Source organism: Mucilaginibacter sp. (assembly GCF_039921305.1).
Lineage (GTDB): Bacteria > Bacteroidota > Bacteroidia > Sphingobacteriales > Sphingobacteriaceae > Mucilaginibacter.
In genome coordinates, this window is sequence record NZ_JBDSCA010000082.1 from 82,566 (window position 1) to 99,358 (window position 16,793).

The window sequence follows — 16,793 nt, forward strand, 5'->3', positions numbered from 1 at the left end:
CAATGACAAAGAAATCAGAAGAACAAGCAGAAAAAAAATCAAGCAAGGTAATGCCTATCATATTAGGCTTATTACTTGTAGCTGGTATATTTTTTGGTGTTAAAGAGTATATATACTACGGCAAACACGAAGATACGGACGATGCGCAGATCGACGGCGATATAAGCCCGGTTGTGGCCCGCGTTGGTGGTTACATTGATACCATCATGTTCGAAGAAAATCAACATGTATCACAAGGCCAGTTATTGGTTAAAATAGATCCACGCGATTACCAGGTGAAATTAGAACAAGCATTGGCCGCTCAAAAAGGGGCTAACGCTACCGTTGGTGTATCACAATCACAGATCTATACCAACACTGCAAATTCAGCAACAGCTAAAGCCAATGTTGAAACCGCCAAAATTAAATTAGACCAGGCCAAACGCGATTATGATCGTTACGCTAACCTGATCAAAGATGGTTCGGTAACCAAACAACAGTTTGAGCAGGCAGGCGTTGCCCGTGATGCGGCGCAAGCGGCTTATCAGGCTATGCAAGATCAATACCGTGCGGCTTTAGAGCAAATAAAAGGCACTCAAAATCAATTGAACGTAACCAATACAGGTGTATCGGCTAAACAAGCCGATGTTGATTATGCTAAACTGCAATTAACTTATACCAGCATTACGTCACCGGCAACAGGTATCGTATCTAAAAAGAGCATTCAAAAAGGTCAGTTGGTACAAGCCGGACAAACCTTATTCTCTGTGGTTAACGATAACAGCTTGTTCATCACAGCCAACTTTAAAGAAACCCAATTGGGCAATTTAAGAAGCGGCGAAAAAGTGGAGATAGAAATTGATGGCGTACCCGGCGAAAAAATTGAAGGCGAAGTTTATAACTTTTCACCTGCAACAGGTGCTAAATTCTCTTTATTACCTCCGGATAACGCAACCGGTAATTACGTAAAAGTGGTACAACGTGTACCTGTAAAAATTAAGATCAAAGCGAGCAAAGAGATCATGGCGAAACTTCGTCCGGGTATGAGCGCGAATGTATCTGTAATATATAAAGACTAAATAAAATGGCAGAAACAGGTTTTAGGAAATGGATCATCACAATCACGGTTATCATGGCCGCTCTGTTAGAGCTTATTGATACCACGATTGTGAACGTTTCTCTCCCCGTTATACAGGGGAATCTTGGGGCAACCCTCGAAGATGTAGCCTGGATAGTAACAGGGTACGCCGTAGCAAACGTAATTGTATTGCCCATGTCGGGCTGGTTAGGTAGTTTCTTCGGTCGTAAAAATTACTTTTTAACCTCTATCATCATATTTACGGCGGTATCTTTTTTATGCGGTAACGCCACAAGCTTAAACGAGTTGGTTATCTTCCGTATTATGCAGGGGTTTGCCGGTGGTGGCTTAATATCAACCGGGCAGGCTATTTTGATTGAAACCTGGCCGCGCGAAGAAGTAGGTACCGCAACCGCCTTATTTGGTTTAGGTGCCGTATTCGGACCAACCGTTGGGCCAACTATAGGTGGATTTATAACCGACCACTTTTCCTGGCCATGGATATTTTATGTAAATATTCCGGTTGGTGCACTTGCTGCTTTCCTTACGGTGACGTTTGTTCACGAAACACCCAAGGACGCGAAGGGAAAACCCGTCGACTGGTGGGGTATTGCTTTACTGGCTATTGCTGTAGGTAGTTTACAAACTATTTTGGAAAAAGGCGAAAGTGAAGACTGGTTTGCTAAAACATACATCCTGGTGTTAACCATTGCGGCAGTATTAGGGTTGTTCTTATTCATATGGAGAGAAAGCACCTTTGAGTTTCCTATAGTTAACTTTAAGATCATGCGGCATCGAAGTTTCGCGGTGGGGATGTTTACATCCTTTGTGCTGGGCTTTGGTTTATATGGGTCTGTATTTGTGTTCCCTGTGTTTTGTCAAAACCTGCTTGGCTTTTCGGCCGAGCAAACAGGAATGATCCTTTTTCCGGGAGGTATATGTACTATTGTGCTGATGCCTTTTATCGGTAAAATGTTAAAAGCGGGTGTTCCGGCTCAGTTTATGGCTACCGGTGGAATGATATTGTTCTTTGTATTTACTACCATGTTAAGTCACTCAACACTGGCATCCGGTACAGGCGACTTCTTTTGGCCCTTAGTAATTCGTGGTGTTGGTATGGCCTTGTTATTCGTGCCGCTAACCACATTAGCCATCCAGGATTTGAAAGGCCCCGAATTAGGCCAGGGAACAGGTTTAAATAACATGATGCGTCAATTAGGCGGTTCGTTCGGTATAGCTGCTTTAACAACGCTTATACACGTTCGTGCAGGTTTTCACCGCAGTGCACTTATAACGCACATCAATAACTATAACGGCACGTTTACGGCCCAGCGCGATATGTTTATTAAAAACTTCATGTCAAAAGGTTACAGCATACTTGATGCTACCAAAATGGCAATGCAAGCTATGGAAGGTAAAGTGATCAAACAAACATTATTGCTAACTTATAACGATGCCTATTGGGTAGCAGGTTTAATTATGCTATTCAGTATCCCATTGATCTACCTGCAACCCTTCAAAAAGAATGTGGCCCTGCCGGTAGATGCTCACTAAACAATAAAAGCCGCCGGTTTTTTGAACTGGCGGCTTTCCCCAAAAAAATTAACAATTAAATCTTATTAAACACCGAAACAGGTTATATACTTTTAGCTGGTACTTTAAAGTATAGCCTTTGTTTCAGGCCTTTAATCTTATGATTATAAAATTACTTTTTATGCTTTAATTATCAAAATTTAATTTGAGAAATTATTTATTTCGTTAAAATAAAGAAGGAGTTATTTTTTGAAATTATATTTTTACCCTTTTGCAGCGGCTTTTACACTCTTCGCCCTGATCAAGATCATATTATCTTTAAAAGAACCCCCGGAAGTTTTATTCAGCGTATCCCGCTTTATAACCTGTATAGATTCAATGTTTTTAGGGTTAATATGTCTAAGTTCCTCTTCTGATATCAATTTCCCATCCAACCTAATGGTTGTTATTGCCCGGTTTGAAACGCCCACCATACTTGCGGATACCGGGATACGAACCGAGTCGCCGGCTAAGTGCCTGTAAAAGAAAACCGAGTTTATCCTTTTAGCTACTGCTCCACCAGTTATCATTAAACGCGCTGTATCAGTCGTTCTTCTTCTTTCAGCTTCAGCCAACGAAAAATTAACCGGCATGGTGTATTGCACCCTAACCACGCTTCCGTTTTGTATGCCCGGGTGCCATTTTGGTGATAACGATAAAACACGCATTGCCTCTTCACCCAACCCATCCCCCGGATCGCGCAGGTTTTTTAAGTTACTCAGGCTGCCATCTTTCTCAACCGTAAATTGTATAAATACACGGCCCTGTGTTTGGTTTTCTTTAGCCTTATCGGGATAACGAATGTTTTGAACTAAAAACCTTCCAAAGCTCTCCTCTCCCCCAGGGAAAGTTGGATTTAACTCCACGGCAGTAAATAACGGCGACTTTTCCACCCTTACCATACTATCCTGATGCACCTGTAATGCAGGTTCAGCTTCAGGCTCCTCTTTAAAATTGTGAACATTGCTTTTTGGAGCCACTACAATCTTGTCCTGCGTGTCAGTTACATTGCCGTCAAAAGCATTGATCCCCGAAATAGAATCATTCAGTGATTCTTTAAACTGCTCGGTATTAACCGAAAAAGCTTGCTCTGTTTTTTTGTTAATGATTTGTACAATGCTGCTATTGTTCACCGTTGCCGATGATAAAACAAGCATCGCAGCAAAAAGCGGTGCCGATAAACCATATTTCAATAAGGCCCTGCGGTTTGAATCATTCTGGTGCAACATCATGATCCGTTTTTTAAGCAAACTGTTATTGAAAAAATTATTGGTCAGTTGGTGCGGTGCCGTACCAAAGGTTTGGCTCAATAATAGTAAAGCATATTCTGTTTTTGATGCTCCTGTTTCAATGGCCTGTCTGTCGGCAATATACTCATGCACATGTTTAATGGCTTTCCTGTAAAAGTAAACAACAGGGTTAAACCAATTGATGATCATTACGGCCTCGATCAGCAATACATCTGCCGAGTGCCATTGGCGGGTATGTACCCGCTCGTGCTCAATTATAGTTTGCTGGCTTGGCAGGTTGTCGTCAACGCGTATTTTTTTGAAAAAAGAAAAAGCTACCGGAGCATCTGCCCGGTCAACTAAGCGCTTCAACAAAAACAATTGGTAAATAAGGCGGCACAATAAAAGCGTGGTGCCAATAAGGTATATCCATGCTACAATTTCGCCTAGGGTAATAGGGTTACTTTCAACAGGCTTAACCTCATAAATAAATTGCGGGTTAACAGTGGCATATATGGTTTGATGTACACGCTGGGTAATAAAAAGGTTTTTTATCCAATCCGACTGCATCAACGGTATCACAAACGATAAAATAGAACCTGCCACAAGGTATGCCCTGTTTAGCTGGAAAAAAGTTTCTTTATGTAAAAACACCCGGTAAAACGTAAAAAACAACACCAGGTACAAGTTCACCAATAACAAGTAATGCCACCAGTTCATCATAACTTACTTATTTTTAAGTTTTTCTATCAGTTTCAGTATTTCATCGGCCTCTTTCAAATCTATCTTTTCTTTCTTCACAAAGTACGAGAACATGTGTTGCACCGAGTTATCAAAATAGCCATTCAGCAACTTTTCGGTAGCAAAATTCTGGTATTGTTCTTTGCTGATGATGGGGTAATACTCGTGGCTTTTGCCATAAGCCTTGTGGTCAATAAATCCCTTGGTCTCTAATATCCTGATAATGGTCGAAACCGTATTATATGCCGGCTTGGGTTCTGGTAGTTCATCAATCACGTCTTTTACATAACCCTTATTTAACTGCCATAGTATCTGCATCAATTGCTCTTCGGCACGGGTAAGTTCTTTAATCTGGCTCATCATACAATGAAGTTAAAACTAATATATTAGTTTTCCAAACCGGTTTATAAAAAAGCGCCCATTAAAGGCGCTTTTTTTAATTATTATAGAAGTTGTCGCGGAGCCAATTATGGTTACGAAGTCAGTATTACAAATATATCAATTTGTAATTTAAAAAATAAAACATCAGTTTGTAATTTTTCTGCGATTTAATATTCTGTTAAATATCGTATTGGTGAAATTATAGGTACTATAACCAGTATTCGTATATTCGTTAAAAATCACATCAAAACAAATGAAAAACTATATTGCGCTACTGCTCATCACAATAGGCTATTGCAGCTATGCCCAAACCATTGTAAAGCAAGATGTTGTTATAAAGCAAATGGTGAACGAGGTATCGGATAAAAATATAGAAACCATTGTGCGCAAGCTGGTAAGCTTTAAAACAAGGCATACCCTAAGCGATACCACCAGCAAAACCGAAGGCATTGGCGCGGCCCGTAACTGGATCAAAAGCGAGTACGAAAAATACGCGGCAGCATCAGGTGGCAGAATGACCGTTCAGTTTGATAGTTTTTTACAACCCGTAACCAGCCGCATTGATAAAGCTACTATTTTAAAAAATGTACTGGCTATATTAAAAGGTACCGACCCTACTGATACCCGTGTTTATATTATATCCGGCCATTATGATTCGCGGATAAACAACATAATGGAAGCCAACTCGGTTGAGCCCGGCGCCGTTGATGATGCATCCGGAACTGCGGTTTCTATGGAGCTTGCCCGGGTAATGTCAAAACACGCCTTTCCGGCTACCATAATTTTCATGGCCGTTGCCGGAGAAGAGCAAGGCTTAAACGGCTCAACCCACGTAGCAAACCGCGCTAAGGATGAGCATTGGAATGTAGATGCCATGCTAAATAATGATATCGTGGGCAATACGCACGGTATGGAAAATAATTTAAAAGATAATACTCATGTACGCGTATTTAGTGAAGGTGTACCATCAACCGATCTGCCTGTTCGTGGTGATAGCCTTGCAACCCGCCGGGCCAATACCGGTATAATTTCGCTGGTGGGCAATGGTGGCGAAAATGATAGCCCATCGCGCCAACTGGCCCGCTACGTTAAAGAAACAGCCGAACGTTATGTTGAACATCTGGACGTGAAGTTGATTTATCGTCGGGATAGATTTTTGCGGGGTGGCGATCATGTTCCCTTTTTGCAAAACGGTTTTACTGCCGTTAGGTTTACCGAAATGAACGAAGATTTTACCCGCCAGCATCAAAATATCCGTAAAGAAAACGGCATTGATTATGGCGATCTGCCCGATTTTGCCGATTATCAATACATCCAAAAAGTTGGCCGTATGAATTTGTCTGTACTGGCTAACCTGGCCCTTGCCCCTGCACAGCCACAAAACGTGGTGGTGCTAACATCGGCATTAACCAATAAAACCAGCCTTAAATGGGATGCCCCCATCGGCAAAAAGCCAGCCGCCTACTATATTTTAATGCGCGAAACCACAAGCCCGTATTGGGAAAAGAAGTTTTATATAGCCGATACCCAGGCCACACTTGAATATTCAAAAGATAATTATTTTTTTGCAGTACAAGCCGTTGATGCCGATGGGCATGAGAGTTTACCGGTATTTCCTAAACCCGCAAGGTGAAATTTTATTATTTAAAACAAGTCTCTAAACAACTCGTTTAACGTCTGTATTATTAAGTCATATTTAGTAAAAATAAATTGAGACTTAAACATGTATTTTATGAGTTTTTTCAACAAAAAGGTAATTTTTATGCGTTATTTTTAATGATTTTTTATTATCGGCACTTTAATTTGATAAAATTTAAATTAATGGTGTGTGAAAAAATGTTTAATATTGTAAAAATAATGTAACAAATCTGTAAAGGATTTATGGAGCAAGCGTCTGCAAATAATATAGAAAGCGAAGAAGTTTATTTAAGCCATGTGGTAAGAAGTATTAAATCCTTATTAGTTTTTTTAATAAGCAAGTGGGTTTATATATTGCTTTTTGGCGCTATTGGTGCTTGCATAGGCTGGGCATATTCAAACTTTAAAAAACCCGTTTATACTTCAGCTTGTACTTTTGTTTTGGATGAAGGGGGTAAGGGTTCTTCTATGGGCCAATATGCCGGCCTGGCATCAATTGCAGGAATAGGTATCAATACTGGCGGTGGCCTTTTTGAGGGTGATAATATACTTGAGTTATATAAATCACGCACAATGATAGAGAAAACTTTATTAAGTTTTGGGGATTTTGGCGGCCCAAAAAAACTGTTAATAGATCGCTACATTGAGTTTAATAAACTTAGGGAGGGTTGGAATAAAAGGGATGATCTAAAAAACATTTCTTTTACGGGTAATGGTGATAGCTTTAACCGCAACCAGGATAGCATAATGACAAGTATTGTTAATGCTATAAATAAAAAGGGCTTAACAGTAGCAAAACTTGATAAAAAACTAAGCATTATCAATGTTCAGGTCGAATCAAAAGATGAGTTGTTTGCTAAGGAATTTACAAATAGGATTGTTGAAAATGTAAATAGCTTTTACATTTTAACAAAAACCAAAAAAACATTAACAAATGTAGTGATCCTTCAAAAGCAAGCTGATAGTATAAGGACGGTATTGAATTCTTCAATTAACGGCGTTGCGTCGGCTAGTGATGCCGTTCCTAACGCCAATCCAACGATGCTTACTTTACGTGTGCCATCGCAAAAAAAGCAAATAGATGTTCAATCCAGCTTAGCAATATATAGCGAAATTGTTAAAAACCTGGAAGCGGCAAAACTTTCATTAAGACAAGAAACCCCATTGATACAAATTATTGACAAGCCAGTATTGCCATTAAGTGTAGAGCATTTAGGTAAATTAAAGGGCGCTGCTATAGGATTTATTTTAGGGGCGCTTATTTTCATTTTTATGATACTAATTAAAAGAGGCTTTGCTTCTTTAGCTATTTAATTAATATTATGAAACATTACACGCTTAAAGTATTAGAGTTACGTGCCGAAACCGCGGATACTGTAACTGTTGTATTTAAACAGCCGGGCCTAAAAAAAATAAGCTACATAGCCGGACAATATTTAACACTAATATTCAGAATAAACGGCCGTAAATATATCAGACCATATTCTTTTTCATCAGCTCCTTTAGTTGATACAACTTTAGAGGTTACCATAAAAAGGGTACCCGGAGGTATCGTTTCTAACCATATAATTGATAAATTAAAAGTTGATGATGTGGTTGAGGTTATGCAGCCAATGGGTGATTTTACGCTTCAAAACACGTTTATCAACACAAATAGCCATTTGGTTTTATGGGGAGCAGGGAGTGGAATAACTCCGCTTATGTCATTAGCTAAATATGCATTGCATCAGGGTTTGGTTAGCCATGTAACACTTGTATATGGTAACCGCAATACCGAAGCTGTAATTTTTAGCGATAAAATAACTGTTTTGCAAAATCAACACAAAGAGCATTTTTCGGCCTGGCATTTTTATACCCAGCCAGCAATTGCAATTAACAATCCTTATGTGGTTCAAGGGCGTATTGATCCCGCACGGGTACTATCGGTTATGAAGGCAGAGGGAGACCTAAATGCCACGGTTCATTACATATGCGGGCCAGAGGGACTAAAGGAATCGGTTAAAACAGCATTAAATGATTTAAAAATCGATAACGACAAAATATTTTCTGAAGAATTTGAGATCGTAAGAAATCCTGAAGAATTTGGTGATGTTGTAACAAGTGCCGTAGCTATTAAAAAGAATGGCGAAAACATCACTATCGAAGTTGTTAAAGGCAAAAGTATATTGGAAGCTGGCCTTGATGCCCTGCTTGATCTGGATTATTCTTGCCAAACAGGTAGTTGCCTGGTTTGCCGGGGTACGCTATTGAAAGGACAAATTAAAATGATTGGTTTGCAAAGCAGACCGCCGGAGTTGCTAGAAAATGAGTGCCTGCTATGTTGTAGTTTTCCCTTAACAAATGCTATAGAAATAGCTATTTAATAATATAAATTTAACTATATGAAAGTTGTTTTACTTGCCGGTGGTTTAGGTACTAGATTAATGGAAGAAACAGAAGCCCGGCCCAAACCAATGGTTGAGATAGGTGGTAAACCCATACTATGGCATATCATGAAAATTTATGAGGTTTATGGTTATAATGATTTTGTAATATGCTTAGGTTACAAACAACAGTCTATCAAAGAATACTTTTTAAACTATTATCTCTATAATTCTGATGTTACAATAGAATTGGAACAAAACAAAATTGATGTTCACTTTTCTAACTCAGAATCGTTTAAGGTTACACTTGTTGATACCGGTTTAACAACAAATACTGCCGGTCGGATTAAACGCATCCAAAAATACGTTAAAGACGAAACCTTTATGTTGACCTATGGCGATGGTGTTGCCAATATTGATATTGGTAAACTTGTGGCGTTTCATAAGCAACACGGTAAGTTAGCCACACTTACCAGCGTGCAAATACCTGGCAGGTTTGGTAATATTGAAATGGATGCTGATGGTACTGTTAACCATTTTGTTGAAAAACCACAAGGCGACGGCATGTGGATTAATGGTGGCTTTTTTGTTTTAGAGCCAGGCATATTTAAATATTTAGAAAATGATATGGACAATATTCAATGGGAGAATGTACCATTGAAAGAAATAGCTAACGATGGGCAGCTTGCCGCATACAAGCACTCTGGTTTTTGGAAACCAATGGATGCTTTAAGAGATAGGATAGAACTTGAACAATTGTGGAGCAGTGGTAAAGCCCAATGGAAAATATGGTAACTATGTTTGATAAGTTAAAAGCTGCATATAGCGGAAAAAAGATCTTTCTTACTGGCCATACCGGTTTTAAAGGCTCGTGGTTATTAAAAATATTTTCGATGCTTGGCGCCGAAGTAAAAGGCTATGCCCTTGCCCCCGAAAATGATTTTGATCTGTATTATTTATTAAATGGAAATACGCTTTGTAAATCAGTAATAGCCGATCTGCGAGAGAGAGATACCTTAAGTAAAGCCATTACCGATTTTGAACCCGATTTTGTATTTCATTTAGCCGCCCAACCCCTCGTTAGGCTTTCTTATGAAATACCAGTTGATACATTTGAAATAAACGCCATTGGTACAGCCAATGTTTTAGAGGGAATAAGGCAGCTAAACAAACCTTGTTATGCCGTATTAATTACAACAGATAAAGTTTATCACAACAAGGAGTGGATTTACCCATATCGGGAAAATGACCGCTTGGGGGGCTATGACCCCTATAGTGCAAGTAAGGCGTGTACAGAGTTGGTAATTGACTCTTACCGCAATTCATTTTTTAATATCGGAAAATATAGCGACCATCAAAAAGCTATAGCAGTTGGCCGTGCAGGTAATGTAATAGGCGGCGGTGATTGGGCAAAAGATCGTTTAATACCCGACATTGTGAGAGCGTTATCTAAAAATGAAAAGATCGAGATCCGTAACCCCCACTCTATACGGCCATGGCAACACGTTTTAGAGCCTTTATTGGGGTATTTAATGTTGGGCATTAATTTAAATAGTAATCCAACTCAATATAGTCAGGCCTACAATTTTGGACCTGCATTTACAGATGCTTTGCCGGTATCAAATATGGTTGAACTGGCTATTGGCTGCTGGGGCAAAGGGGAATATTTTGTTCACCAAACCCAAAACCAACTTCATGAGGCTGGTTTACTTAAGCTTGATGTGAGCAAAGCGCAGGTAGAATTGGGCTGGCGGCCAAAATACGATGCTCAATTGGCTATAAGCAATACCATTGAGTGGTATAAACATTTTTTTGAAGCGAAGGATACCATTACAGAGTTTACAGAAAAACAGATCATAAAGTTTATTAATGGCTAAACAAAAGGCTTATATAACCGGAGGAAGTGGTTTTCTGGGTTCGGCAATCATGACATCGCTTCTGAAAAATAATTTCGAGGTGATGGCCGCCCGGCGCCCGCAAACCGATTTGTTCCGTTGTATAGCTTTTCAGGATCAGGTTACATGGGTTGATACCAGTAATGACCGGTATAAAGAAGAGGTAATTTTATTTAAACCCGATATTATAGTACATGCCGCCTGGACGGGAGTAAGCTCCAAGGAACGCGTTGATTGGGTTCCGCAATTAAAAAACTTTGATCTGTTAGGTGATGTGCTGGAAATATCAAAAAAAGTTAATTTAAAAAAACTTTTAATTTTGGGTTCACAAGCCGAATATGGAGCTATTGATGGTAGAGTTAATGAAAACCATCCGGTAAATGGCACAGATGCGTATGCTGTATGTAAACAAGCCTCACAAAAAATAATTGAAAACTTTTGTAATCAAAACAATATAGATTGGTATTGGTTACGTGTATTCTCGGTATTTGGGCCTGGTGAAGCTTTAAATTGGTTTATTCCGTGGGTAATTACAAACCAGCTAAATGATACCGATTGCGATTTAACGCTATGTGAACAAGAATATGATTACCTGTTTGTTAACGATTTTGTAGCTATGGTAGTTAACATTGTTACATCAGTAAACAGTTCTTCCGGAATTTTTAATATCTGTTCAGGACAAACGATCGCATTAAAAAAAATTGTTGAACAAATAAGCCAGAGTATAGCAGGTAAGGGCAAAGTCAATTATGGAGCTATAGCTTATCGTCCCAATCAGATAATGGAAATAAGTGGGGATAATAGCAAATACAATGCTACATTTGGTAAACTAAAACAAACAGATTTACATTCAGCACTAGCTGACACCATAACATATTATAAAAAAGCAATATAACGCGATACAACAGGGGGATGAAAGCATCAGATTATATAGCGGATTTTTTGGAGAAAAAAGGCATTACCAACATTTTTGAACTGTCTGGGGGGATGATTACTCATCTGTTAGATTCAATTAGCCAAAAAACAAAGATAAATATTGTTACGATGCATCATGAGCAATCGGCCGCTTTTGCTGCAGATGCTTTTGGGCGTGTAACCGGTATACCTGGCGTAGCCATGGCCACCAGTGGTCCGGGTGCAACTAATTTGCTTACTGGTATTGGTAGTTGCTATTTTGACTCATCTCCGGCTATTTTTATTACGGGGCAGGTTAACCGGCATGAGCAAAAAGGTGACAGGGAAATACGCCAACTGGGTTTTCAGGAAACCGATATTGTGGCTATGGCAAAACCTATTACCAAAGCAGCCTATTTGGTTAACAATCCTAACGATATTCCCCGGATATTTGAAGAAGCATTCAAAATAGCGACTGAAGGCCGGCCCGGACCGGTACTGATTGATTTGCCGATGGATGTGCAACGCACCCAGATTGAGCCAGAATTTATCGCAGATCTGCCTAAACCAACCAGTAAAATTGCCGATACCGACCTCGATAACTTAATACAGGATATTAAAAAGGCCAAACGACCGCTTATATTAGCAGGTGGTGGTGTAAGGGCCTCAAAATCGTTACAACAATTTGAGGCGTTTGTTAATCAAACTAAAGTTCCGGTAATTACCACGCTACTTGGTTTGGACACAATTGCTGCCGATGATGCTATGCGCGTAGGGTTTATTGGCAGCTACGGTAACCGGTGGGCAAACATAGCTTTTGGCGAGTGTGATTTGCTTGTAGTATTAGGTAGCAGGCTTGATATACGCCAAACAGGAGCCGATACTAAATTTATAGAAAACAGAATAATATATCACGTAGACTGTGATGCCTGCGAGATCAATAATCGTATAAAAGGGTGTGTGGCTATAGTTGCAACCCTATCACAGTTTTTTGAGGCTTTTAAAAGCGCATCGCAAAAAACAACTTTCAACAGGCCAGATGAATGGCTGGCTTACGTAGCCGATTTAAAAAATAAATGGCCGGATACAACCGAACTTACACCCGCTGGCATTAATCCCAATATATTGATGCGCGAGTTATCGGCAGTTAGCCAAAAAGCAACAACCTTCCTTGCCGATGTTGGTAGCCACCAAATGTGGTCGGCGCAATCATTGCAATTAAACAAAGGGCAATTGTTTTTAACATCAGGTGGTATGGGAGCTATGGGCTTTTCATTGCCAGCAGGTATCGGAGCCTGCATTGCTACTGATAAAAAACCTGTGGTTGTATTAATTGGCGATGGTTGTATGCAACTAAATATTCAGGAATTGCAAACCGTGGTACGCAATAAGCTTCCGGTAAAGATCATCGTGTTAAACAACAAAACGCTGGGAATGATCAGGCAGTTTCAGGATAGCTATTTCGAATCAAGATATCAATCAACCTATTGGGGATATGATACTCCCGATTTTGAAAAAGTTGCCACAGCCTATGGCATTAATGCCAAAACCATTAGCGAGCCACAACAAGTTAAAGATGCTATGGAGTGGCTTTGGAATGACGAAAATGCAGATAAACCAACTGTACTACAAGTAATGGTAGATCCGCATACCAATACATATCCCAAAATAGCATTCGGTAAGCCAATTACCGAAATGGAACCTTTTTCGGCTCCTATCGGTATGGAGAGTACTTAATTAAAATATTAAAAGAATTTCACAACACAATAGTATGTTAAAGAATATCCTACAAAGCACATCATTAGAAAGCAGTTTAAGAGAAATTGCAAAAGCTAAAACAACACAGATCATTGTTCCTGGCCAAAATTACATCCCGGTAACCGGTAAAGTATTAGATGAAGAAGACATTTTAATGGGCGTTGATGCCGCATTAGATGGCTGGTTGACTACAGGACGCTTTGCCAATGAATTTGAATCGGAATTTGCAAAATATTTTAAGGCGCCTAAGGCCTTATTGGTTAACTCTGGTTCGTCGGCCAATCTGGTTGCCTTTTATGCGCTTACCTCACCTAAACTTGGCGACCGTGCCGTAAAACCGGGCGACGAGGTAATTACCGTGGCTGCGGGTTTCCCTACAACGGTTAACCCAATGATACAGTTTGGCGCCATACCTGTATTTGTTGATGTTGATATTGCTACACATAACGTTAAAGCCGAAGATATAGAAGCCGCTGTATCACCAAAAACCAAAGCCATTATGATAGCCCATTCGTTGGGTAATCCATTTGATTTGGACGAGGTAATGCGTGTTGCAAAAAAATATAACCTTTGGGTTGTTGAAGATGATTGCGATTCGTTAGGCGCTACATATCGTGATAAAAAAACGGGCACTTTCGGTGATATATCAACTTTTTCTTTTTATCCGGCCCACCACATCACTATGGGCGAAGGTGGCGCTGTTTTAATCAATAACCCCGAGTTGGCAAAACTTGCCGAAAGCTTTAGAGACTGGGGACGGGATTGCTATTGCGAACCGGGTAAAGATAATACCTGCGGATGCCGGTTTGGCCAGCAGTTAGGCACCTTGCCTTACGGTTATGATCATAAATATACCTATTCGCACATTGGGTTTAACTTAAAAGTTACCGATATGCAGGCTGCTTTTGGTGTATCGCAATTAAAAAAACTGGATCATTTTGTACAACGCCGCCGCGAAAATTATAAGGCCTTATATGAGCGCATGAAAGAGTTGGAAGAAATATTTATACTTCCGGAGCCAACAAAACATAGCGATCCATCGTGGTTTGGTTTTTTATTGACACTACGGGAAGGTGATGCCGCCGACAGGCACATGCTGGTACAGCATTTGGAAGAAAACAAAATAGGCACACGCCTGTTATTTGGGGGCAACTTATTACGTCAGCCAGCCTACGCCAACATACAACATAGAACCATTGGTGATTTAAAAAACACGGATACCATCATGAACCAATCTTTTTGGCTGGGTGTTTGGCCAGGACTAAACGAAACACATTATGATTATATGCTTGATGTGATAAAGGGTTATATTAATGGATAATAGTCAAACTTAAAGGAGGGGTATGCATATTTCTATAATAGGTACAAATGGTTTATTATCTGCATGTATCGGATCGTATTGTAATGAACATGGCCTCGAATTGCACATGTATGGTAAAACAGAACCGAAGCATCATACCTATACTAAATTTATCAAGATCGATTTATTAAATGAGAACCTGCACTATGAAGAGCTAAGCAAATCTGATGTTATCATTTATACTGCCGGAGCTGGTATTCAGTTTCATTTAAAAGAAAGCCCAGATGCTGTTTACAATTTAAATGTGTCTATACCAGTGTCAATTTGTAATAATTTAATTAGAACAGGATACAAGGGAGCATTTATAAGCTTTGGTTCTTATTTTGAGATTGGAGAAACAGCAGAAGAATCAGCGTTTACTGAAGTTGATGTTTTGAGATCACAATTAGTAGCTCCCAATGATTATTCTATTTCTAAAAGAATGCTTTCACGTTTTTTTAATTCGTTTAGAGCACCCTTTACATTTTTGCATTTTATATTGCCAACCATTTACGGTGAACACGAATCGGCCTACCGGTTAATCCCATATACACTCAGAGCAATAAATGAAAATACAAATTTGACCTTAACTTCAGGAGTGCAAGTAAGGCAATATATATATATACAAGATGTTGTTAACGTTTTATTTAATTCGATAGCATCAAATCTGGTCAGTGGTATTTATAACATATCAGGAGTAGAAGAGTTTTCGGTTAAAGAGCTTGTAACCGTGCTTTTTGATCTGAATGATAAGGAAATACCTGACAATATTTTTGGAAAAACAGATCGAGTAGATGTTGGAATGAAGGTACTTAGACTAAATGGGGATAAACTAAAAAATAGTATCGGGTATACGCCGAGTACTAAGATCGCCCAAGTTTACAATAAATACATTTGCAATGGTAGCTGAGGCCAGGAAACAAGAAGCACCTTTAATTAGCATCTGTATAGGTACCTTTAACAGATCACAAAAGGTTTACAAGCTTGTTAATGATATTTTGCTCTATCCTGGAAACGAAATTGAAGTTATAGTACTGGATAACTGCTCAACAGATGATACAAAGATATTATTGACTAAAATTAAGGATCCCAGATTTTTGTTTGTTGAAAACAGCAAAAATCTGGGCGGTATAATAAACCCTATTAAAGCACTTACCCTGGCCAATGGCAAGTATGCCTTTGTTTGTTTAGATAAAGACAAAATTGAACCTGAAAATATTAGAGGTTTAATTAATAGGCTGAATGCCGATCCTGGTATAACATTTGGTATTTGTGTTTTAAATTTAAAAAAAGAAAAACCAGATATCCATTATGATAAAGGGTTCGCATCGGTTTTAAATATGGCTTATTTGGGGCACCATCCCACAGGCTTTTTTTATAATTCTAATACTTACAAAGAGCTCCCTATTGTAAAAAAGCTCCTTGAGAAGCATGAAAAGTTTGGCTTTTATTTTGATCTTATCAACGCCGAGATGGCTGTATTAGGCCGGTCATCAATAATAAAACTACCGCTATTTTACACCGAGACAAAGGATGAATGTTCAACCGCACCGTCCTTTACATACACAGAGAAGGACGTGTTTTTTTCACCAGATAAAAGAGCGGTTGAGTTTGATATATATTTGCAAAGCGCCTCAGGCTTGACCATATCAAAAAGCGATCTTGCCAAACTAATCAAAAAGCTATATAATAATGGATTGATGGCATCAACTCAGATGTATAAAAAAATAATGGCCGATGATCTTATTTGTGCACACTATGGAATGAAGAGCAGGCGTGTTTCTTATCTCGAATTATGGAAATTAGGAAGAAACTTTACAAATTTTTTTTTATGTAAAACAATTGAAATGAACATTGCAGGAAAAGTATATATAGTTATCGAAGGATGTGCGAAGGTTTTAGCCAGATCTGTTTTGTCAAAATAAA

General features: G+C 39.2%; 14 protein-coding genes. 12 read left to right on the forward strand and 2 right to left on the reverse strand.

Annotated elements, in window-relative coordinates:
* Positions 1 to 2: 2 nt before the first annotated feature.
* Together ABIN91_RS24560 and ABIN91_RS24565 are read left to right on the forward strand one after the other, a co-directional pair.
* The gene (locus ABIN91_RS24560) at positions 3 to 1,058 is read left to right on the forward strand and encodes an HlyD family secretion protein (RefSeq protein ID WP_348054374.1); all 1,056 of its coding nucleotides are present in this window, start codon (positions 3 to 5) and stop codon (positions 1,056 to 1,058) included.
* Positions 1,059 to 1,063: 5 nt separating this feature from the next.
* Complete coding sequence (locus ABIN91_RS24565; RefSeq protein ID WP_348054375.1) at positions 1,064 to 2,611, forward strand: DHA2 family efflux MFS transporter permease subunit; 1,548 nt, start codon at positions 1,064 to 1,066, stop codon at positions 2,609 to 2,611.
* Positions 2,612 to 2,853: 242 nt separating this feature from the next.
* Here the strand turns inward: ABIN91_RS24565 and ABIN91_RS24570 are convergent, their stop codons facing one another.
* The gene (locus tag ABIN91_RS24570) at positions 2,854 to 4,581 is read right to left on the reverse strand and encodes a M56 family metallopeptidase (protein WP_348054377.1); all 1,728 of its coding nucleotides are present in this window, start codon (positions 4,579 to 4,581) and stop codon (positions 2,854 to 2,856) included.
* Between the two features lie 3 nt (positions 4,582 to 4,584).
* A complete protein-coding gene (locus ABIN91_RS24575) occupies positions 4,585 to 4,959 on the reverse strand; it encodes a BlaI/MecI/CopY family transcriptional regulator (RefSeq protein WP_348054533.1) in 375 nt (124 codons plus the stop codon).
* Between the two features lie 274 nt (positions 4,960 to 5,233).
* On the opposite strand from ABIN91_RS24575, the gene ABIN91_RS24580 reads away from it, so the two are divergent.
* From ABIN91_RS24580 to ABIN91_RS24625, 10 genes are all read left to right on the forward strand, one after another.
* A complete protein-coding gene (locus ABIN91_RS24580) occupies positions 5,234 to 6,613 on the forward strand; it encodes a M28 family peptidase (protein ID WP_348054378.1) in 1,380 nt (459 codons plus the stop codon).
* 248 nt (positions 6,614 to 6,861) lie between these two features.
* Positions 6,862 to 7,932, forward strand: coding sequence for a lipopolysaccharide biosynthesis protein (locus ABIN91_RS24585; RefSeq protein WP_348054379.1), 1,071 nt, complete (start codon positions 6,862 to 6,864; stop codon positions 7,930 to 7,932).
* 8 nt (positions 7,933 to 7,940) lie between these two features.
* A complete protein-coding gene (locus ABIN91_RS24590; RefSeq protein ID WP_348054381.1) occupies positions 7,941 to 8,981 on the forward strand; it encodes a ferredoxin--NADP reductase in 1,041 nt (346 codons plus the stop codon).
* Between the two features lie 18 nt (positions 8,982 to 8,999).
* The gene (gene rfbF / locus ABIN91_RS24595; protein WP_348054382.1) at positions 9,000 to 9,776 is read left to right on the forward strand and encodes a glucose-1-phosphate cytidylyltransferase; all 777 of its coding nucleotides are present in this window, start codon (positions 9,000 to 9,002) and stop codon (positions 9,774 to 9,776) included.
* The gene (gene rfbG / locus ABIN91_RS24600; protein WP_348054383.1) at positions 9,761 to 10,858 is read left to right on the forward strand and encodes a CDP-glucose 4,6-dehydratase; all 1,098 of its coding nucleotides are present in this window, start codon (positions 9,761 to 9,763) and stop codon (positions 10,856 to 10,858) included. Before rfbF ends, rfbG begins: the two co-directional genes overlap by 16 nt.
* Positions 10,851 to 11,771 carry an NAD(P)-dependent oxidoreductase gene (locus ABIN91_RS24605; RefSeq protein WP_348054384.1) on the forward strand — a complete coding sequence of 307 codons (921 nt, stop codon included), beginning with the start codon at positions 10,851 to 10,853 and terminating at the stop codon, positions 11,769 to 11,771. Before rfbG ends, ABIN91_RS24605 begins: the two co-directional genes overlap by 8 nt.
* Before the next feature lie 17 nt (positions 11,772 to 11,788).
* Positions 11,789 to 13,507, forward strand: coding sequence for a thiamine pyrophosphate-binding protein (locus tag ABIN91_RS24610; RefSeq protein ID WP_348054385.1), 1,719 nt, complete (start codon positions 11,789 to 11,791; stop codon positions 13,505 to 13,507).
* Positions 13,508 to 13,541: 34 nt separating this feature from the next.
* Positions 13,542 to 14,849 (forward strand): lipopolysaccharide biosynthesis protein RfbH, encoded by a 1,308-nt coding sequence (gene rfbH, locus ABIN91_RS24615; protein ID WP_348054386.1) that lies wholly within the window; start codon positions 13,542 to 13,544, stop codon positions 14,847 to 14,849.
* Positions 14,850 to 14,871: 22 nt separating this feature from the next.
* Positions 14,872 to 15,777 (forward strand): NAD(P)-dependent oxidoreductase, encoded by a 906-nt coding sequence (locus tag ABIN91_RS24620; RefSeq protein WP_348054387.1) that lies wholly within the window; start codon positions 14,872 to 14,874, stop codon positions 15,775 to 15,777.
* Positions 15,767 to 16,792 (forward strand): glycosyltransferase family 2 protein, encoded by a 1,026-nt coding sequence (locus ABIN91_RS24625; protein ID WP_348054388.1) that lies wholly within the window; start codon positions 15,767 to 15,769, stop codon positions 16,790 to 16,792. The genes ABIN91_RS24620 and ABIN91_RS24625 overlap by 11 nt, the downstream gene beginning before the upstream one ends.
* Position 16,793: the final 1 nt, after the last annotated feature.

Excerpts from the sequence above, each read along its gene's own strand:
- ABIN91_RS24625 (WP_348054388.1), top strand. The coding sequence starts at position 15,767 with ATGGTAGCTGAGGCCAGGAAACAAGAAGCACCTTTAATTAGCATCTGT.
- ABIN91_RS24585 (WP_348054379.1), top strand. The coding sequence starts at position 6,862 with ATGGAGCAAGCGTCTGCAAATAATATAGAAAGCGAAGAAGTTTATTTA.
- rfbG (WP_348054383.1), top strand. The coding sequence starts at position 9,761 with ATGGAAAATATGGTAACTATGTTTGATAAGTTAAAAGCTGCATATAGC.
- ABIN91_RS24575 (WP_348054533.1), bottom strand. The coding sequence starts at position 4,959 with ATGAGCCAGATTAAAGAACTTACCCGTGCCGAAGAGCAATTGATGCAG.
- ABIN91_RS24620 (WP_348054387.1), top strand. The coding sequence starts at position 14,872 with ATGCATATTTCTATAATAGGTACAAATGGTTTATTATCTGCATGTATC.
- rfbH (WP_348054386.1), top strand. The coding sequence starts at position 13,542 with ATGTTAAAGAATATCCTACAAAGCACATCATTAGAAAGCAGTTTAAGA.
- ABIN91_RS24605 (WP_348054384.1), top strand. The coding sequence starts at position 10,851 with ATGGCTAAACAAAAGGCTTATATAACCGGAGGAAGTGGTTTTCTGGGT.
- ABIN91_RS24580 (WP_348054378.1), top strand. The coding sequence starts at position 5,234 with ATGAAAAACTATATTGCGCTACTGCTCATCACAATAGGCTATTGCAGC.
- ABIN91_RS24570 (WP_348054377.1), bottom strand. The coding sequence starts at position 4,581 with ATGATGAACTGGTGGCATTACTTGTTATTGGTGAACTTGTACCTGGTG.
- ABIN91_RS24560 (WP_348054374.1), top strand. The coding sequence starts at position 3 with ATGACAAAGAAATCAGAAGAACAAGCAGAAAAAAAATCAAGCAAGGTA.
- ABIN91_RS24590 (WP_348054381.1), top strand. The coding sequence starts at position 7,941 with ATGAAACATTACACGCTTAAAGTATTAGAGTTACGTGCCGAAACCGCG.
- ABIN91_RS24610 (WP_348054385.1), top strand. The coding sequence starts at position 11,789 with ATGAAAGCATCAGATTATATAGCGGATTTTTTGGAGAAAAAAGGCATT.
- ABIN91_RS24565 (WP_348054375.1), top strand. The coding sequence starts at position 1,064 with ATGGCAGAAACAGGTTTTAGGAAATGGATCATCACAATCACGGTTATC.
- rfbF (WP_348054382.1), top strand. The coding sequence starts at position 9,000 with ATGAAAGTTGTTTTACTTGCCGGTGGTTTAGGTACTAGATTAATGGAA.